The organism is Paenibacillus marchantiophytorum, from assembly GCF_014640555.1.
Taxonomy (GTDB): domain Bacteria; phylum Bacillota; class Bacilli; order Paenibacillales; family NBRC-103111; genus Paenibacillus_E; species Paenibacillus_E marchantiophytorum.
In genome coordinates this window covers 247,831-268,412 of sequence record NZ_BMHE01000006.1, presented here as the reverse complement: position 1 = coordinate 268,412, position 20,582 = coordinate 247,831, and the positions used below count along the sequence as shown (strand labels likewise).

General features: G+C 47.0%; 13 protein-coding genes. 3 read left to right on the top strand and 10 right to left on the bottom strand.

The window, feature by feature from the left end; genetic code table 11:
- Window positions 1-685 precede the first annotated feature (685 nt).
- Window positions 686-883 carry a helix-turn-helix domain-containing protein gene (locus IEY34_RS37755; protein WP_189010535.1) on the top strand — a complete coding sequence of 66 codons (198 nt, stop codon included), beginning with the start codon at window positions 686-688 and terminating at the stop codon, window positions 881-883.
- A 98-nt stretch (window positions 884-981) separates the two neighbouring features.
- Here the strand turns inward: IEY34_RS37755 and IEY34_RS09195 are convergent, their stop codons facing one another.
- On the bottom strand, window positions 982-1,551 hold the full coding sequence (locus IEY34_RS09195; RefSeq protein WP_189010533.1) for a TetR/AcrR family transcriptional regulator: 570 nt from the start codon (window positions 1,549-1,551) through the stop codon (window positions 982-984).
- Between the two features lie 206 nt (window positions 1,552-1,757).
- On the opposite strand from IEY34_RS09195, the gene IEY34_RS09190 reads away from it, so the two are divergent.
- The gene (locus IEY34_RS09190) at window positions 1,758-2,627 is read left to right on the top strand and encodes a LysR family transcriptional regulator (protein ID WP_189010531.1); all 870 of its coding nucleotides are present in this window, start codon (window positions 1,758-1,760) and stop codon (window positions 2,625-2,627) included.
- 246 nt (window positions 2,628-2,873) lie between these two features.
- Here the strand turns inward: IEY34_RS09190 and IEY34_RS09185 are convergent, their stop codons facing one another.
- From IEY34_RS09185 to IEY34_RS09170, 4 genes are all read right to left on the bottom strand, one after another.
- Window positions 2,874-3,110, bottom strand: a complete 237-nt coding sequence (locus IEY34_RS09185; RefSeq protein WP_189010529.1) for a tautomerase family protein — start codon at window positions 3,108-3,110, stop codon at window positions 2,874-2,876.
- Window positions 3,111-3,308: 198 nt separating this feature from the next.
- Window positions 3,309-4,052, bottom strand: coding sequence for an SDR family NAD(P)-dependent oxidoreductase (locus tag IEY34_RS09180; protein WP_189010527.1), 744 nt, complete (start codon window positions 4,050-4,052; stop codon window positions 3,309-3,311).
- Window positions 4,053-4,335: 283 nt separating this feature from the next.
- Window positions 4,336-4,869: an NAD(P)H-dependent oxidoreductase gene (locus IEY34_RS09175; RefSeq protein WP_189010525.1), complete on the bottom strand. Its 534-nt coding sequence runs from the start codon at window positions 4,867-4,869 to the stop codon at window positions 4,336-4,338.
- Window positions 4,870-4,913: 44 nt separating this feature from the next.
- On the bottom strand, window positions 4,914-5,237 hold the full coding sequence (locus IEY34_RS09170) for an NIPSNAP family protein (RefSeq protein WP_189010523.1): 324 nt from the start codon (window positions 5,235-5,237) through the stop codon (window positions 4,914-4,916).
- Window positions 5,238-6,030: 793 nt separating this feature from the next.
- On the opposite strand from IEY34_RS09170, the gene IEY34_RS37750 reads away from it, so the two are divergent.
- Complete coding sequence (locus IEY34_RS37750) at window positions 6,031-6,339, top strand: GerAB/ArcD/ProY family transporter (RefSeq protein ID WP_373291213.1); 309 nt, start codon at window positions 6,031-6,033, stop codon at window positions 6,337-6,339.
- A gap of 66 nt (window positions 6,340-6,405) precedes the next feature.
- Here the strand turns inward: IEY34_RS37750 and IEY34_RS09160 are convergent, their stop codons facing one another.
- The 5 genes from IEY34_RS09160 to IEY34_RS09140 all read right to left on the bottom strand — a co-directional run.
- Window positions 6,406-13,698 carry a cadherin-like beta sandwich domain-containing protein gene (locus IEY34_RS09160; protein WP_189010519.1) on the bottom strand — a complete coding sequence of 2,431 codons (7,293 nt, stop codon included), beginning with the start codon at window positions 13,696-13,698 and terminating at the stop codon, window positions 6,406-6,408.
- A 319-nt stretch (window positions 13,699-14,017) separates the two neighbouring features.
- Entirely contained in the window at window positions 14,018-14,728 is a 711-nt protein-coding gene (locus IEY34_RS09155; RefSeq protein ID WP_189010517.1) for an ABC transporter permease, read from the bottom strand.
- On the bottom strand, window positions 14,725-15,570 hold the full coding sequence (locus tag IEY34_RS09150) for an ABC transporter ATP-binding protein (protein WP_189010515.1): 846 nt from the start codon (window positions 15,568-15,570) through the stop codon (window positions 14,725-14,727). The genes IEY34_RS09155 and IEY34_RS09150 overlap by 4 nt, the downstream gene beginning before the upstream one ends.
- Window positions 15,571-15,708: 138 nt before the next feature.
- Window positions 15,709-16,644 carry a LytTR family transcriptional regulator DNA-binding domain-containing protein gene (locus IEY34_RS09145; protein ID WP_189010514.1) on the bottom strand — a complete coding sequence of 312 codons (936 nt, stop codon included), beginning with the start codon at window positions 16,642-16,644 and terminating at the stop codon, window positions 15,709-15,711.
- A 250-nt stretch (window positions 16,645-16,894) separates the two neighbouring features.
- On the bottom strand, window positions 16,895-20,582 hold a 3,688-nt coding region (locus IEY34_RS09140), incomplete at its 5' end, for a DUF8696 domain-containing protein (protein WP_189010513.1).

Below are 20,582 nucleotides of genomic sequence, written 5' to 3'. Positions count from 1 at the left end.
TCACTAATTCTGAAAATTTCCTCAAAAATTATGATAACACACAACGTATCGTATGAAATGTCTCGAAGCATCGAAACTCCAACGAAAATCTTCAGATAAAATCGGGCTATCCACCAACTCGTTAGTTGTCCAATTTTGTTCAATAAGATAAGCGATCGTTGCTATATCCCAGATAACTCTTGATTTTACATAATGCTCCTTCATGCAATTCAGGTATGTTTCATACAAGTATTCTCCTACTTCACCTTTGCCTTTCACATAGTCTCTGATCTCGGGTAATGTGGTCTTTAAATGTGAGGCAACCCGGCCAATGTAAAGCATGACCTCCCAACCAGACAACGACAATCTTCTCAATAATTCTTGGCTCCATAAGTATAGCTGAAGCGACATTCGTGATAGCCCCAATCGCAACCACATAAAGTGGGTCGTCCTCTTCAGAAGCCATCCCACGTTCTTGTAGATACCCCAGATTACAAGATTAATAGACTGTTACAGACCATGCTTTTAGAATTTCAAAACAAAAAAGCTCATTACCACTTGCAGTTAGATTTGCTTCTTAGTGCTTTGATTATTGAACTGAAACGAATACAACACTTATCAGAGTCAACCGGAGAAGATGATAAGCTAATCTATGTCCGCAATTATATCAATGAATATTTTAATCAAAAGTTACCTATAGAAACTCTTGCTTCCATCGCGGATTATAGCTACGATCGATTTCGTCATTTATTTAAAGAAACTTATTCGTCATACAAATATATCCATTATCTCTATTGCGTTAGAGTGTGGATTTTCCACAGACGCTCAATTCTGCACTATATTTAAACGAGAGATTGGCGAGACACCACGTGCATATCGCATTCTCAGATCCGTCATTACATGAATTCTTACACAGCAAAAAAACTTCCGTGAATTAAATTCTCGGAAGCCCATCTATAATTTACAAGTAGATTATATTCATACTAATATCCGCCTTCTTTATTAAGTTAAAGCGGATATTATTCCTTTGGCAATCATGTCAAACCTGCTTATATCCCGAAAACTTCTTGCAAGTAATTGCGCACCTTGAAGCGAAGCAAGGAATTGATGAGCTTCCACAACCGCAGCGCCTTCAAAGTTTAGATGCCCTTCACGCCGTCCCTGATCCAACACTCGTTCCAGCCATTCTAAATTAGCGGTGAAAAGCTGAGCAAGCCCTTCACCTGTCTTACCTGATAAAGTAGCCAAGTCAGTAGAAATCATGACGCCCAGACAAGTACAATAATCTTGAACAGGACTACTATAAAGTAAAGTGAATTTACGTAGCTTTTCCAAATTATTCTGTGTCTCGGTATCGATTTGAGCGATTGCAGTAATAAAATGTCTGTGATATCGTGAAATTAGCGCTTCTGCTAAATCCTCCTTGTTCGGGAAATGGTAATGAATACTCGCAGTGCGTATCCCTACTTTTTCTGCAATGTGTGCATAGCTAAATCCGTTAAACCCGACTTCCTGAACAATCGACTGAGCAGTATCCAAAATAGCCTCTGCTGTATTTTTAGTTTTAGTCATGTCAATATTCTACCTTTTAGTAGATAGTGTGTCAATGACTGAATGTTCTTGAGGTGCCGGTCGGTTCAGCCTCTCCCCAGTGACAAGCTAAGTGCCCCCAAGAAAAGGATGAAAGCCGCCCGTTATCATGTATAATGCAGAATAATAATATTAAATATCTCAATTCCAGATATCTAAACCTAAATACACGTTCACAGGAGATCTATATGGATATTCAATTACTCAAAGTGTTTTTTACCACAGCACGCGAAGGCAGCATTTCTAAAGCGGCTTACAAATTAAACTTTGCCCAATCCAACGTCACCCATAAGATTCAACAGTTGGAGATTGATTTGCAGACCCAGCTTTTTTACCGCCACAATCGGGGCATTACGCTTACCCCTTCCGGTCAAATCCTAATTTCCTATGCGGAGAAAATATTGCATGTCATTCAGGAAGCCAGAATGGCGGTCGGAGACTCTTCTGTTCCCGCAGGCCCGCTTCATATCGGTTCTCTGGAAACAACCGCCGCCTTTCGCCTGCCTACGCTGCTTACCAAATATCATACCGAGTATCCGGCGGTCGACTTCTCTTTAATTACTGGTCCTTCCGAGAAGCACATTCATGCCGTTCTTCATTATGAGCAAAACGGAGCATTCGTAGCCGGTCCTGTGGAGCATCCCGATTTGGTTCAGGAAAACGTCATTGATGAGGAGCTGGTATTTGTCACCTCGGTCTCCCATCGGCCTGTTAATTCCATCCATGATGTGCAGTTGTCTACGCTACTCGTATTCCACAGCGGCTGTTCCTACCGGGCAAAATTAAATCAGCTGCTCCATGAAGAAGGCATATTACCCGTTAAGTTAATGGAATTTGGATCGATTGAAACGATTATAGGTTGTGTAGGCGCTGGCCTCGGCATTGCTCTTCTGCCGCGTTCCATCATTGCCGAGTCGGAAAAGCAAGGCCGCATCCGCTGCCATACAATCCCTGGCAAACATGCCATCGTCACAACCGTGTTCATCAGGCGCAAAGACGCTTTAATCACGCCCGCATTGTCAGCCTTCTTATCGGAGATGCGAACCCATTTTAGCTAAAGCGCATGGCATGAACTTTTATTTTTTGGCCGATTCCGCTACTGTCGTTATACTGGCGGCAGAGGTCGCAAGATGGGAAGCTGAAAATGAGGGTAAGTACTAGGAATACCATGTTCAATATCCATACGACATTGATGAATTTCATTCATGCATTTTGTAATCTAAACGCCACCTATCAAATCAAACCCAGTGCCGTATTATCACTGGGTTTGATTTTAAGAATATGATTGAAGGATATAAACCTGATTACTTCAACTTAGCAGCAAGCTGCCGGCGATATTCCAGTGCAGGTAGTCCACCCCAACCCCAATTCTCGGTATCGACCTCTTCAATAACTACGAAGGTTGCTTCCAACGGCTTGTTCAGAACGTTGAGTAAAAGTTCGCTAACCCCTTTAATGAGTTCTGCCTTTTCTTCTGCAGTGACAGACTGGCGATCTGGAGCAGTGCCCTCCCGGGTCACTTGGATCGTAACGATCGGCATGGTTATTCTCCCCATTCAAATTAGATATGTTCTACGATTTCGTGTGACTCACCCATGCGTCCCAGTGCTTTCCCAAGACCACTGCTTCCGCCAGTTATCACGTATACTTTCCCCTGAATATCCATGTGTTATTACTCCTTTATATTAAATCCGGAAGCTGTCAGCCGTTCGTACAGCATGAACGCCTTCCTCCTTTTCTTACCACTGTCCGGCATTCTGTCCGCCATCGACATGAAGAATCTCTCCGGTCACGAATTGTGCGGATTCCAGATACACAATGGCGTCAACAATGTCCTGAGCCTCGCCCATTCGGCCCACTGGGTGCAATTGAGCCAAATAATCATGTGTCTCAACCGAATGCATCGGCGTCTTAGTAATCCCTGGTGCAACGGCATTCACACGAATTCCCATGTCCGCATACTCAATGGCCAATGATTTCGTTGCTGCGTTCAAGCCTCCTTTGGTCAGTGCGGCAAGTATAGAAGGTACGGCTTTAAGGGGCTGCTCTGCGACTCCGCTTGCCGTGATGTTGACAATGTGACCTGAACCTGCCTTCAGCATCTCGATCACTGCACGCTGAGTAACTTGGAAGAATCCTGCCACATTGATGGACATTACCGATTCAAAATCCGCTTCAGTAAAGTCCGTGAATGGTTTCGCTATAAAAATGCCAGCATTGTTCACCAGTGTGTCGATACGTCCGAAACGCGAAAGTGCTTCGCCAATTAAGCGTTCAGCTACCTGGGGATCTGCAATGTCTCCGGCAACATATGCGACATGCAAACCTGTCGGATCGATTTCATTAGCCGCCTCAACCAAAGCTTGTTCACGGCGACCATTGATGACTACATTAGCTCCTCGTTTCACCATTTCAATTGCCGCTGCTTTTCCAATGCCACTGCTTCCACCTGTTATGATTACTACTTTATCCTGAATATTCATTTTGCCATCTCCTCTGATTCCCAACTTTTCCGCGTTGCGCTGTCCCAATCCAATTTTTTCAATCCCTGAGCCTTTAATTAGCCGCATGTTGAGTTCAGCAGCATCATCCGTGATCCCGTTAGCTCTTGCTATTTCCACAAGTTCACTGGCGTAATAACTATTAACTGATGGGATAAGGTAATATTCGGTGTATATTTCACATTATCCATATTAAGTGTAAGACCGAAACGAACACCTATTTCATTGTACTGCCTCATTCTTGCTTCGAATTTAGGTACCTCGCCTAATTTGCTAGCTTTACCGTTTTAATATGATGAATGTAATCGATGCTGCTCTGTGCTAATCGTTCATCCGTTACGACAGACGTGTCATTTAGTGAAAAGTGAGGCAGATAAGAGGCACTAATAAAATGAGCAAGCGCTTCTATTGGTCGCAATATTTCTCTCAAAGTAAAGCGATTGAACCCGGTCGATTGATACGACTCTTCCGTACCATAGGTTGAGATCGCAACACCGATTTCTTTACCTGCTGTTTTATTGCCATCCGGTCCATAAGCCCAGCCGTATAGCAATACGGAATCAAACCACTTTTTGAGTAATGGCGGTGTGCTGTACCAATAAAGCGGATATTGAAAAATAATCCGGTCATGCGCTTCAATCAATTGCTGCTCTCTAGAAACATCAATATTTTCGTCTGGGTACGCTTTATATAATTCATGAATCGTGATATCGTCATGCTTTTGCAGTGCCTCCATCCATGCTTTATTCCAGTTAGATACTTCGATGTTCGGGTGAGTAACGATTACTAAAGTTTTCATTTTATTTGCTCCATTTCAATATTGTTTTTATGATCTTTTGATTTTCATTTGTTATCGAAAAATGGTACGTTTTTCATAAATATACTTTCTTGTTTGTTAACTAATGGTCCATCAAGTTCTGAGATTCGTTTAACTTCAATCCATTCAGGATCGTTGCGGAAACGATCGTAGTTAAGGTTACGCATTTCCAAATTGGCATGCTCAACAACATAATAAAGACGGTTATTCGTCTCGTCCAAATCTTCCCAGAAATGCGTCACTTTCATACCATGATTCATAAATAGTTGAATAACATGATCTCTGAACCTTTCTTGGATAACCTTCATTTTGCCTGGATTTACATCATAAATTCGCAGCTCATATAACATCTCTTCCCTCCTCAAATTTGTAAAATCAAGCGAATACATCGGCGTCTTACTGATCCCTGCCGTGACTGCATTCACGTCTCCACTGCTTAAATATTCATTCCAACTTCTCAATCTACCTATTAAAAGGTAGATATTTCGTAAAATTATGGCCTTCTGAACCGCACACTCATCATACAATGATTCCTACTATCCTGCATAATATAGAATAATGATACCAGGCATCTCAAATTTAGATATCTAAACCAAAACATACAAGAGATCTGATTAACCAACAACGTTCGCTTCTACTTCGATGTTGCTCGATAGAACCTGAAACACCTCCGCCGGTAAGAAAAACGGCTTCGCCGCCCTGATGAATGAGCCTCTTCTTAGCGGCAAAACCTTGTAAGGGAACTAGAGGACGCTAATTAGGCAAAAAGTAGGGATGCGTGGGTAATAGCGGAACTACAGGGTCTTATTTCCACGAAATCGTTGAATATTCCCATGAAACGGCAAAATAGCGTACTGTAGTTCCCTCCCCCTCCCGAAAATGACACTTTTAGCTTGCATAGCGTATCGTAGTTCCTTTACTTCCGCGAGAGGCTGTTGGAATAACTCCGCGTTCACTCCAAAACATATAAACTCTTATATTTATAAATATACCCATGGGTCTTTACACGACAACGAGGCATTTTTTTGTTCTTTCCGCTAGTTTAGCAATCGACTCAATGTCTTGATCGGTTAATAGACCTAGAAAATGCTTGCGTACTGCCTTTGAGACTATGGGAAGGAACTGGTCCCTTCAAACCTATAAATAGTTACTCTCAATGCCTCTTTTGTGATTGTCCCCAAAAATGCTCCGAAAGCAGTCGAAATTGGCGTATTTTTACCTGTCATTGGCTATTCCGTCATTTATATTACTTGTGTCGGGGTATTCTCACGAATGGCACTTATGGAAATTACATATCCTATCGTAGAACTTGCGACAGAAGTTTATATTCCCGGTGAATTTTTCGAACGTCTTTGTATGTTTCCAAAAAACATATCTGATTTCAGTAAGATGGGACCCGTCATCAGTTACTTCGTGGCCAAGCTTCGAGGAGTAAAGAGCGATGTTTCCTAAAATGATGTTAAAAGACTGCCCCCTAAGTAGATCTAGCTACTTTGGGAACAGCCTTTTATCCAACATTTATTGACTTCCGTTGCTTTTCTGTGCTTTAGCTTTCAGCAAAACCTTCACAGCCTCGGCTCTTGTTGCCCGATCTTGCGGCGCGAATTGCCCAGCGTCCTTGCCTTGCATGATGCCCGCTTGCTGTACGGCAGCAACGCTGCTTTTTGCCCATAATGGAATGTCTGTATCATCCGCAAAATGAGTTGCTGCATTCGCACCGACTGGCTTACCTAGAGCGCCTGCGATCACCACGGCCATCTCTGCGCGCGTAATCTCAGCGTTCGGACGGAAGCTGCCATCGTCATAGCCGTTCATCCAGCCTTCTCGCACTGCAAGCGAGATCGCTATCTGTGCCCAAACCCCGATATCCACGCCATCTGTGAAACTCAGCTTCGCGCCTTCCCCTTGCGGCTTCAGCGTGTTCATCAGCATAACTGCGAATTCCGCACGCGTCACAATACGATTCGGCTTGAACGTACCATCCGGATAACCCGAAACGATGCCATCCTCCACCGCTTGCTTAATCCCTGTCTCTCCCCAGTGTCCAGCTATATCACTGAAATTCGTTGCTGCAACAGCCGCTTGGCCCACTGCAAATACCGCATATTTCGTAAAATGGTTCACCGTTACGGTGATTTGATTCCCACTGATCGTACCTCCAGGAACCTCCACCCACACCTTGTGGACTTCGTCATAATAAAATACTGCTGCTGTTTGGCCGCCTTGCAAACTAGCCTTGTCGAAAGCGAAGGTCAGCGTGATCGGCTTACTGAAATTCTCCGTAAAGTTTTTCGAAATTTCGAAGATCGGGCTCGCTAGAACTTCTTTATCCGTGACTAGCTGTTGTGTATTCAATATTTTGTCTATCGTAATCTTGAGTTCCTTGGCTGAAGCATCCGCTGGGATCGAGATCATAACCTCTTGGTTCAAACTAACTTTGCCCGTTTGACCAATCGCCAACGTCAAGTTCCCATCTGTAGAGGTAACAGTCGTATCAAGGGGCGGCGTTGTATGGCTGTCACCTGGGACAACGACTGGTGTGCTGTCGCCACGTGTCACTGTCACGATATATGTCTTGATGCTCCCATCCTGCGCAGTAACAACAAGTGTGATAGGATTGGGACCTACACGCAAGCTGATCGCTTCGCTCGCTAGTCCACTTGCTGCAGCAATACCGTTCACGGTCATCGTCGCTTGGCTATCATATACGCTTGCTGTTACCGTTAGACGCGATATCTCATTCCCCACACTGGACGTGTAGGTTTTGGTACCTGAAGCGAAGATGGGATTAAGTACTCCGCTCGATAACAAGACAGCGCTCAAGTCAGCATTGCTGCTGACTACCGGCACAACCGGTGCACGGTTCACGGTCAATTGATACGTATTCGTCGCCAAACCATCTTCCGCTGTTACCTGAATGTTGATCAAATTAGTTCCCACATTTAAGCTCGGTACGGTATAGGCGTATACATTGCCCGTTATAGAAGTAGAATTGGAAGTCACACCTGTAACCGTCAGTGTTTGGTTGGGATTCGCTTTGGTAACGGTCCAAAGAAGACTTGTAACCGTGCTCGCCACATCTACACGATAAGCAAGTTCAGACGGCTTAAACGTTAATGTGCCTTGATCAACGGTCAGACCCGACAACACAGCTTCGTTGCTAACCCTTGTGACATGGATCAAGTAGGTTTTCGTGGTCGTTCCACCCTGTGCGGTTACGTCTACGATAATGGTATTCGCTCCTACATTCAAAGGAATCGCTGCGCTCGGATCTCCACTTGCAACGATCGCTCCGTTTACTTTCACACTCGCCATCCCATCTGCCGCTGTTGGTGTAACCGTTAGACTCGCGATGCTGTTCGGTACGCTCAGCCTATAGCTCGTTACTGCCGCGTCTAATGTTTCGTTCCATGTTCCGCTGCTTACACGCAAGCCGCTCAAATCAGCGTTATTGCTTGCTGTTTCCGCCGCTACAATCAGCGTGAATGCTTTAATCTCGCTTGCTGCGCCTTTGCTGATCGTCGCCGTTAACGTTACCGTCGTATTGCCCGCTCCATGTGAAGGACGTGTTACCCTACCCGTCGCGGCGTTAATTGCCGTATGGTTGGATGCCCACACAACTGTCGTTCCGTTTATTCCTGTTGCTGGCAAGCCTACAGCTTGGGTTACACTCGCTGCCCCATCGCTGCCGCCATAAGTAATTGCCAAAGCCTGAATTGCAGCGGTTACCGCTTGTTTATCCGTCTGCGCTACGATTACACGGGTTGGTAAACTTTCGTTCAACCCTGCATCCGTTGCCGTAATCGTAAGCTGCGTGCCTGCTGCTTGAGCTGCAATCGGTACGGAGTAGGCTCCACCTGCTGCTGCTAGGCCAGTTCCAAGTAAACTTGCCCCTGCTTTCACCTTTACCGTGGAACCAGCCTCCGCTGAACCTGTTACGAAAGTATCTTCCATATTTACTGTGTTCACTATAGGTGCTGTTGGTGCTGTTACATCGGCTGTTACCGTTACAGTCGCTGTTAAGCTGACATTGTTTGCTGCATGTTTGGCGATTATCGTAAGCGTCTTACCTACGGTTTGAACGGGAATAGGTATGGCGAACGTACCATCTGTCACGACAACTGTTCCCAATAGGCCTGCACCTGCACTTACCGTTACCCTGGAGCCAGCTTCGGCTGTACCCGTAATGACAGTAGCATTAGCAGCTACCGCATCCACTTCCAACGGCATTGTTAAAGGGGAGGAGACCAATAGGTTGATGGGCTGCCCATTGCTGTCCTTGAATGCCCCAGCAGCAATCTGTAAAGTGTTACCCGATCCAACCAAGGCATCCTTAAAGTTAATTTCAAGTGTACTCGTGACAGCCGTAGAGGATAGGATCTCGACTGTATCCTCTGCGCCTAGCGCTGTATAGGCTGTCTGGCCTGCTCTTTTAACCGTAATTTTACTCTTCAACTCATCTAAAGTACCCGCCTGGATGGCATACATATGAAAGGTAACCGTTACTTTATTATGGCGTCCGCTTATGCTTGAATTCACTGCACTATCCAGCTGTACTGCGCGGTAGTAACACCTCTTATAGGTATTTGGTGCAGGATCCATACCACCGAACTCATCCCCACTACATCCGATACCAATGGTAACGACTTTAGACAAATAGCCATAATTAGCGGGTACAGCAGGTGCGCCGATTCCCCAGTATCTCACTTCTTTGGTCCCAGTAAATATACAATTTCCGTTCTCTGCTGCACAATCTGTCCAAACAAAAGTACCATCTGGGGCAGTGGGCAACAATGTTAAAGAGGATGTAATCGTGATGTTAATTGACAAGCCATTGCTATCCTTGAACGCCCCAGGAGCTATCTGCAGCGTATTGCCCGAACCAACTAACGTGTCCTTGAAGTTAATTTCAAGCGTACTCGAGTCTGCTGTCGATGTTAGATTCGCAACCGTATCTTCAGTGCCTAGCGCTGTGTAGGTCGAGGCTCCTGTTTTTTTAACCGTCATTTTACTTTTCAAATCTGCTAAAGATCCAGCCTGAATGGCATACGTATTAAATGTAAAAGTAACTTTCGTATTGAGTCCGCTTACCACTGTCTTTACGTTATTATCAAGCTGTATATCACGGTAAAAACACCTTTTCGTCGTGCCAAATGCAGGATCAACATTACCGAAAGCAGCCTTAGAACAGGCTGTAACATCCGTAATAACTAGGGATCTAAAGCCGTAATTAGCGGGTACAGCAGGTGTACCTATTCCCCAATATCTCACTTCTTTCTTACCGGTAAAGATACAAAACTTTCCTTCTTCCGCGCAATATGTCCAACCCAAGCTGCCGTCTGGCGCCGCGGGTAACAAAGTTAGCAGGGACGTCACTGGTATGTCGATGGGTTGGCCATTGCTATCCTTAAAGGTTCCCGGAGCGATTTGTATCACATTGTCTGAACCTGTTAACGGATCTTTAAAATTAAATTCAAGCGTACTTAACATAGCCGTAGATGTTGGATTGGCAACTGTATCTTCTGCACCTAACGCTTTATAGGCGGCTTCACCTGTTCGTTTAACTGTAATCTTGCTCTTCAATTCCTCTAAAGTGCCAGCCTGTATGGCATACGTATTAAATGTCATCTTCACTTTATTATTGATCCCGCTAACGACTGTCTTTACTGCACTATCCAGCTGTACGTCACGGTAGTAACATTTTTTTGACGTTCCAGGTGCTGGATCGATACTGCCGAAAGCCGCAATGGAACACGCCGTATAACTCGTAATGATTTGAGAGCTAAAGCCATAATTAGCCGGTACAGCAGGTGTGCCGATTCCCCAGTATCTCACTTCTTTCGTCCCCGTAAAGCTGCATCCCCCGCCATCCGCAGCGCAATTCGTCCAACCCGCGCTGCCGTCCGGACCAAGGCCTAACAATGTTAATGAAGACGTAATCGCTATGTCGATGAGCTGGCCATTACCATCCTTGAATGCCCCAGGCGCTATCTGTATCGTATTTCCTGAACCAACTAGCGTGTCCTTGAAGGTAATTTCAAGCGTACTCGACGCAGCCGTAGATACTTTATTAGCAACGACATCTTCTGGACTTAGAGCAGCAAAGATCGTGTCACCTGTTTTTTTGACGGCGATGTGATTCTTTAATTCTTCTAAAGTGCCCGCCTGTATGGCATACGTAGAGAATGTGAGTGTCACTTTATTGTTATGTCCGCTAACGACGGTCGACACGTTGTAATCCAACTGGACATCCCGGTAGTAACACGCTTTGAATGTTCCATTCGCTGGATCCGTATTACCGAAGGCAGCCATTGTACAAACCGTTCCTCCCGAAATGACTTTGGACCGATAACCATAATTAGGTGCTGGCGTGCCTATTCCCCAATATCTCACTTCTTTCGGCCCTGCAAAACTGCAATTCTCGCCATCCGCAGCACAATACGTCCAACCAGGGCTGCCGTCTGGAATAACACCCACGACGTTAGAATTCACCGTTATATCGATGAACTGGCCATTACTATCTTTAAATGCGTTGGACCCGATCCGAATGGCGTTCTCCGAACCAACTAACGCGTTTTTGAAATTAATTTCGAATGTACTCGAAGTAGCCGTAGAGGTTGCATTTGCAAGTGTATCTTCGGTATCTAGCGCTGTATAGGCAGAATCACCCGTTTTTTTAATCGATATCTTGCTTTTGAAATCTTCTAAAGTGCCAGCTTGAATGGCATATGTGTTAAAAGTGACTTTCACTTTCGAATTACTTCCGCTGACGACTGTCAACACGTTATTATCAAGCTGGACGTCACGGTAGTAACACCTTTTGGCAGATTCAGATGCCGGATCACGATTACCGAAGGACGCAAGGGTACATGCCGTATCATTTGTGCTTACGATAGATTGAAACTTATCAGGTTGGTCGATTGCCCAAAAGCGCACTTCTTTCCTTCCTGTAAAGCTGCAATTCCCATTCTCTGCGGCACAAAACGTCCAACCCAGGCTGCCGTCCGGTGCAGCGTCTATGGCAAGAGGCTCCTTGAGTGCAGTAGAGACCAATAGATCTATTAGCTCACCATTCGTATCCTTGAATGCCTCAGGAGCGATCTGAATGGCGTTACCCGACCCAACTAGCGGATTCTTAAAGTTAATTTCGAGGGTACTTGAAATAGCCGTAGAGGTTGGATTGGCAACTGTATCCTCAGCACCTAGCGCTGAATAGGCAGAATCACCTGTTCGTTTAACCATAATTTTACGCTTCAAGTCTTCAATAGCGCCGGCCTGTACGGCGTACATATTAAATGTGAATGTCACCTTATTATTGAGTCCGCTAACGACCGTTGTCATTGCACTATCCAGCTGGACATCACGGTAGTAGCACCTTTTCGGAGAACCTGGTGCAGGATCATAATTGCCAATAAAGTACGTTTGACATCTCGGACTATCCGTAATATCTCTAAATATATGAGTGATGAAGCCATAATTAGGACCTATCCCCCACAACCTTACTTCTTTCGTCCCTCGAAAAGAACAATTCCCGCCTTCATCACCACAATCCGTCCAACCCGGGCTGCCGTCCGGTCCCGTTGGTAATGACGTTATAGAAACGGTTACCGGCAAATGAATCGGTTGGCCATTGCTATCCTTGAAAGCCCCAGGCGCTATTTGTATCGTGTTCTCCGGACCGACTAACGTATCCTTAAATTTGATGACAAGCGTACTCGACCCAGCCGTAGAGGTCAGATTCGCAACCGTATCCTCAGCACCAAGAGCCGAGTAGGCAGCCTCACCTGTTTTCTTCACTGTGATCTTACGCTTCAAATCATCCAGCGTGCCCGTTTGTTTGGCATATGTATGAAAGGTCAACGTCGCTTTATTATTGGGTCCGCTCATTGTCGTCGTCACTGCACTATCCAGCTGTACATCACGGTAATAGCACCGTTCAACGGTTCCAAAAGCAGGATCAATGCCACCGAATGCAGAAACTGAACAATACGTACTGTCCGTACTAATTCTAGCTACAAAATCATAATCAGCGGGTATAGCCGGAGCACCCGTTCCCCATAATCGCACTTCTTTCGTCCCTGTAAAGTTACAAAAGCCGTAAAGCGCAGAACAATTCGTCCAGCCAAGGCTTCCGTCTGGCGCTTCGCCAACTACGGAAGACGTCACCGGTATCTCTATCGGATCGCCGTTGCTATCCTTGAATGCCTCAGGAGCTATCTGTATCGCGTTCTCCGAACCAACTAATGCGTCTTTAAAGTTAATTTCAACCGTACTCGACGTCGCTGTAGATGTTGGGTTGGCAACGGTATCTTCGGTGCCTAGAGCTGAATAGCCGGTTTCACCTGTTTTTTTCACTGTAATCTTACTCTTCAAGTCCTCTAACGAGCCAGCCTGTATGGCATAAACATGGAATGTAACGGTCACTTTCTTATCGTGTGCACTAGTCATGGATGTCACTTTGCTATCCAGCTGTACATTACGGTAGTAACACCTTTTCCTAGTTCCAGGAGCAGGATCACTATAGCCGAAAGCAGCGCTTGTGCATAGTGTCCCTCCCGTCAATAATTGAGAAGTATAGCTATAATTAGCAGGTATTGCAGGGGTGCCGATTCCCCAGAATCGCACTTCTTTGGTCCCTGAGAATGTACAGGCTACCCCCTCTGCCGCACATTCCGTCCAACCATCGCTACCGTCTGGTCCGTTGGCTTGCGCAGGTAACGTGAATAAAGACGAAAATGGCATCGATGAAACTAGCATCAATCCCAGTAATAAACGAATCGTAAACCTTTTCAATAACACCCTCGTGATCATAGCTACCTTCACTCCTCTTATCCCTGTACGTCCGTTGCCGTAAACTAAGTTAAGTCTACCACACTCCAATAAAAGAATAATGAAAGATTTCGTCATAAACAGACAAAAACCGCGCAGCAGCAGGCTTCGCGGTTTTGTCTTTTTTTATCGGTAAGGCCTCGTAACATTGGTCGTTTGGCTGAATCAACTTTTCCGTAGGACGGATGCCGAGTTCTTGACTTAGCAGCCGAACATAACCGGTGTATACGGGGGCGTGATAAATTCCCGATACTGCAGCACATACTCCGGCATAAAGTCAGAAACTCTTTTATATTTTTTTCTACTCATCCTTTAACCGTCGTTGATACAAAACAACAGATACAATCGTTAATACAACCGTCCATGCCAAAATAATGAGGAGGGGTTTTAATAAATCTCCCATCGTAAAGCCTGTATTGCTTATACCTAGCAAATGCACAAGCTGACTGCTTGGCATGTAATCCAGCACTTTGAAGACTGGATAATCCTTCACTAGTAACGCCCCCCAGGGTGCCCCGGTGAATACGAACGCCACAGGGAGTATGGATAATGAGGCTTCAAGCAACGTCTTGGAGAATAAACCACATATCGTCCCGGCAGCTGTGTATAGAATAATCGAAAGAATGATTGCTGCCACAAACGCCCATATATTAGCTGGCTCATAGCCAAATATAAACGTAGCAATAGCCAGAACAATAGCAGACATTACGAAGACTAAAGTACTTTTACCGATTAGAACATCCATGGTCGTGGCCGGAGTCATCATTAATGATCGTAAAGTGTTACGCTCCTTCTCTTCCGCAATCAAGCATGCTTGTGCGAAACATGTTAGTAATACAAGCGAAGTATTTAGAAGAAAACCTATAGCACCTTGTAAAGATGAACCTGCCCCCCGAAAAAGAAGTGCGAGAATAATTGGGAAAATTAACATAATGGAGACCGCATAATTGCGTGAAAACTCTTTGTAATCCTTCACAAATATCGCCCGGGCACGTTTTAATGAGATACTCATAGTAACTCACTTCCTGTCATTTTAATAAAGATATCACCTAGACTTGGCTCTTTCGTTTCTAACCGGTCAATGAGCCCCCGTTTCATCCAATCCGCTATTTGATCAGCCGTTCCCTCATCGATCGGGAGCTCGTAGGATTCCCCATTGATTAAGTCAACACGAATTACATTTTCCCGATGCTGTCGTTTAAGTTCCTTCGGTGAGCCGATGGTTTGGATTTGTCCCTGATACAAAATCGCTACACGGTTACATATCAATTCTGCCTCAGCCATATCATGCGTAGTTAAAAAAATCGTTGTCCCTTTCTCATTTAAGTAGCGCAAGCCTTTATAAATATGTGCTGAGTTTACCGGATCTAAAGCCGAAGTAGGTTCATCCAGAAATAATAATTCCGGCTCATGGATTATCGCGCAGGCCAGCATGACACGTTGACGCATCCCTTTTGATAAGAAATTGACTTTCTTTTTGCGCTCTCCGCTTAAGTTTACAAACTGCAGCACCTTATCAATCGAAGATTTAGGAAGATCATATAACTGGCGATACAGCTCTAGATTTTCCTCTATAGTTAATCTCTCATATAGACCACTGTTATCCGTCAAAATGCCAAAGCGCATCTTCTGTGAAGACTGGTGCATCATCTCCGCTGGCTGATTAAATACACTTGCCTGTCCACTTGTCGGATTTAATTGCGCAGTTAAAATCTTTATTAATGTTGTTTTTCCTGAACCACTCGGACCCAGGAAACCAAAAATTTCCCCTTTCGGAATTGAAAAAGACACATCTGCTATCGCATCCTTATTTCCAAATCTCTTTCCAATGCGTTCTACTTGGATAACATCCATAGACACCACTTCCTTAGCGTTGATGACTTAAACATATATAAATTGCCTGCTTCCTGCCATCAAAACCCGCCGAAATGTAGCTGTTGTCACCTGAATGGTACCACTCCATGCTTGATTGGTTCTTTATTTCCCCGGAAATTAAATATTAAGAAGTGCTTTTAATTCATGCAATTTGGAACGGGATAATGGAACCACAGCATCTTTACCTGTATTCAACCGCAAGCTGTAGCTATTCTTCGTCCATGTAATAATCTCTCTTACTTTTTGCAGATTAACGATGTAGGAGCGATGACACCTAAAAAAACCGAAATTTAACAATCTCTGCTCGAGTTCGGTTAGCGTCAACGCACAGTCATAATTTTCGCCGCCCACATGAACAAGGATTGAACCCTCTACACTTTCTATAAAATCGATTTCAGGCGGATTAAATAAAATGACTTTATCATTTCTTTTGGTTGAGATCTTCTGCAAGGTTATATTGGCTTCGTCTTGTTTCTGTACTTCCTGCTTATCCTCTTCGAAGTCCCGAATATCCAATGGATGAAATCCGGACTCGTTCAACCGATAAATGGCATCACAGGAAATAAGGGCATCCTCTAAATTCGAAGTTAAAATTAAAATCTGCTTTTCTTGCGAAAGATCATCCAGAATCCGTTTGAATTGACGACGATCTTGCTCTTCCAAGTAAAAATACGGTTCCTCCAGTATAAGTGTGGGCTGATGCGCAAAAAAGACACGCAGCAAAGTCACATACATTCTTTTCGTTGAGCTTAGATCTTTGATTTTTACCTTCCGTTCTTCTTTTAAAGCAAAATAATCCATCAACCAAGCGGCACTCTCATTCCTCTCCGTTATTCTGATTAGAAAAGTGATTAGCTCTTCCACCGTTAAACGCATATACTCATTTTGTTGAACCCGAAATAAATAATATCGGGAATGATCAACTAATTGATCCATTAAAAGCTGCTTTCGCTTCAAGTCCGTTATAATGCCAATCGATTGGTTCGTAGTCATATTTAACTCGATCTTCGGTAGAAGTAATTCTCCAATATAATAAATTGGTTCAAATTGCATGCCGTCCTCCAGGTTAGTGCTTCTATAGGATATTTATAACAATTATAATGTTGGGAATACTGAGCCCGCAAATTATGGCCTGAGAATTATTTCAGAGAATAGCTTCGATTATAAAAAAAGCCCCAGTCAAAACACTCATAACAAGTGTGTTCGACTGGAGCTTCTTTTGTTTGCTTATGAAAGTTTTCTATTACCATATTTCTCCTCTACACTACCACTCTAAAAGAAGAACCCCCCCGTATCAGAACCATTACGGTTGCGCATGTAAAGCTCTGAGTATGACCGTGACCGCTTCGGCGCGGGTAGTGTTCACTTTCGGTTTCACTGTGCCGTCTTCATAACCGTTGATTAAGCCTTTGGCTGTCGCCGTTGCAAGTGCCTTACGCGCCCAGTCGGATATATCGACGCTGTCCGGGGAATTGACACTCAATTCCGTCGCAGCCAGTTTGGCGGCGCGAACGATGATTGCCGCCATTTGCTCACGGTTTATGAGATCGTCCGGCCCGAAACGGGTGTCGCTATACCCGGCAATAATGCCTTTCACTGCGGCAGTCGTAATAGCGCTCTTTGCCCAGTGAGTCTCCGTATCGGCGAAGGTTTTGCCATTTTGCTCCCCAAGATGGAACGCTTTGACGATGATGGTCACAAATTCCGCTCTTGTGATGTTTGCATTCGGCTTAAACGTGTTGTCTGAGTAGCCTTTAATCGCGCCAAGCTTCACCAGTTCCCGCACGTTCTCTTCGGACCAATGTCCTTTGATATCTGCAAAGTCCGCTTCGTTCGTTTGCGGCTGCACGGGCTTCGCTTTATCGGATGCCAGAACGGCAAATTTCGTAAAATGGCTAACCGTTCCGGATACCGTCCCGTTCTTTTCGTCGACCTTCAGGCTGTCCAATGACACCCATTTATGTGTTTGCTCGTTCAGCCAATATATGCCTATCGTCGACTTCCCAAAGTCCACCTTCGTTTTGTCGAAAGGCAGCGTAATAACGATCGGCTTGCTAAATTCTCCATCCTTGTCTTTCTTGATCTCGTACACCTCGCTGACCAATTGCAAGGCGCTGTCCAGCGGCAGAATCGAAGCGTCACTCACTTTATCAACCGTTACTTGAATGTTGCTAGCCATCGCTCCGGCCGGAACTTCGATTGTCGCTCCGTTCAGCTTTGTTGTCCCCCCGCTGGCAGCCGCAATCGTTTCGGTGTTGGTCGCACTGCCGCTGAATCCGGTTTCGCTCGTAGTACTGGATCCGCCAGGTGTAGGGGCTTTGGGTGTTGCACTCACTTCGTTGGAGTAGTTGCTGCTTCCTCCCGCGTTGCTCGTTTTTACTGCGAAATAATAAGTAGCGCCGTTCGTCAGACCCGTTACTGTGTAGCTATAAGTCGTGCTGCTCACTGTCGCTATGGGGGTTAAGCCATACAAGCCAGAAGCCGTTCCCTTATAGACACTGTAGGTGACTGTCTCAGATATACCGTTCCAAGTTAACGCAACTTGCCCATTCCCAGCTATTGCTGTAAGCCCCGTAGGTGCTGAAGACACTGCCGCATTGACGGTCAACTTGACTGCGTTGCTTGTAGCTATTGCCGTTTGGCTGCCCGTCGCGCTGCTGTTCGTATTCGTCACAACGACGTAGTAGTACGTCGTTCCCGCCGCTAACGTCGGCGCTGCATACGATGCGCTCGTTGCCCCGCTGATCGCTGCGCCGCCGCTATTGCTGCTGGTCGTGCTGCTGTACCACTGATAGCTCAGCGTTCCGCTATCGCTCACCGTCGCCGCTACACTCAAGCTCGGGCTGCTCGCTCCTTCGTTCACCGTTGCTCCCGTCGGCTGCGTGCCGATGCTCGGCGTGGCCGCGTTGGTCAGCGCGTTCACCGTTACCGACACCGCACTGCTTGTCGTCGACGCCGTTTGGCTGCCCGTCACGCTGCTGTTCGTGTTCGTCACTACGACGTAGTAGTATGTCGTTCCCGCAGCTAACGTCGGCGCTGCATACGATGCGCTCGTTGCCCCGCTGATCGCGGTGCCGCCACTATTGCTGCTGATCGTGTTGCTGTACCACTGGTAGCTTACCGTTCCGCTGTCACTCACCGTCGCTGCTACACTCAAGCTCGGGCTGCTCGCACCTTCGTTCACCGTTGCTCCCGTCGGCTGCGTGCCGATGCTCGGCGTGGCCGCGTTGGTCAGCGCGTTCACTGTTACCGACACCGCACTGCTCGTCGCCGTGGCCGTTTGGCTGCCCGTCGCGCTGCTGTTCGTGTTCGTCACTACGACATAGTAGTACGTCGTTCCCGCAGCTAACGTCGGCGCTGCATACGATGCGCTTGTTGCCCCGCTGATCGCTGCGCCGCCGCTATTGCTGCTGGTCGTGCTGCTGTACCACTGATAGCTCAGCGTTCCGCTGTCACTCACCGTCGCCGCTACACTCAAGCTCGGGCTGCTCGCGCCTTCGTTCACCGTTGCTCCTATCGGCTGCGTGCCGATGATCGGCGTTGCCGCATTGGTCAGCGCGTTCACCGTTACCGACACCGCACTGCTTGTCGTCGACGCCGTTTGGCTGCCCGTCACGCTGCTGTTCGTGTTCGTCACTACGACGTAGTAGTATGTCGTTCCCGCAGCTAACGTCGGCGCTGCATACGATGCGCTCGTTGCCCCGCTGATCACGGTACCGCCGCTATTGCTGCTGGTCGTGCTGCTGTACCACTGATAGCTCAGCGTTCCGCTGTCGCTCACCGTCGCCGCTACACTCAAGCTCGGGCTGCTCGCGCCTTCGTTCACCGTTGCTCCTGTCGGTTGCGTGCCGATGCTCGGCGTGGCCGCGTTGGTCAGCGCGTTCACTGTTACCGACACCGCACTGCTCGTCGCCGTGGCCGTTTGGCTGCCCGTCACGCTGCTGTTCGTGTTCGTCACTACGACGTAGTAGTATGTCGTTCCCGCAGCTAACGTCGGCGCTGCATACGATGCGCTCGTTGCCCCGCTGATCGCGGTGCCGCCACTATTGCTGCTGATCGTGTTGCTGTACCACTGATAGCTCAGCGTTCCGCTGTCACTCACCGTCGCCGCTACACTCAAGCTCGGACTGCTCGCTCCTTCGTTCACCGTTGCTCCCGTCGGCTGCGTGCCGATGATCGGCGTGGCCGCATTGGTCAGCGCGTTCACTGTTACCGACACCGCACTGCTCGTCGCCGTGGCCGTTTGGTTGCCCGTCGCGCTGCTGTTCGTGTTCGTCACCACGACATAGTAGTATGTCGTTCCTGCCGCTAACGTCGGCGCTGCATACGATGCACTCGTTGCCCCGCTAATCGCTGCGCCGCCGCTATTGCTGCTGGTCGTGCTGCTGTACCACTGATAGCTCAGCGTTCCGCTGTCGCTCACCGTCGCCGCTACACTCAAGCTCGGGCTGCTCGCTCCTTCGTTCACCGTTGCTCCTGTCGGCTGCGTGCCGATGCTCGGCGTTGCCGCATTGGTCAGCGCGTTCACCGTTACCGACACCGCACTGCTTGTCGTCGACGCCGTCTGGCTGCCCGTCGCGCTGCTGTTCGTGTTCGTCACCACGACATAGTAGTATGTCGTTCCCGCCGCTAACGTCGACGCTGTATACGATGCACTTGTTGCCCCGCTGATCGCTGCGCCGCCGCTATTGCTGCTTGTCGTGTTGCTGTACCACTGATAGCTCAGCGTTCCGCTGTCGCTCACCGTCGCCGCTACACTCAAGCTCGGGCTGCTCGCGCCTTCATTCACCGTTGCTCCTGTCGGCTGCGTGCCGATGATCGGCGTTGCCGCATTGGTCAGCGCGTTCACCGTTACCGACACCGCACTGCTTGTCGTCGACGCCGTTTGGCTGCCCGTCACGCTGCTGTTCGTGTTCGTCACTACGACGTAGTAGTATGTCGTTCCCGCAGCTAACGTCGGCGCTGCATACGATGCGCTCGTTGCACCACTA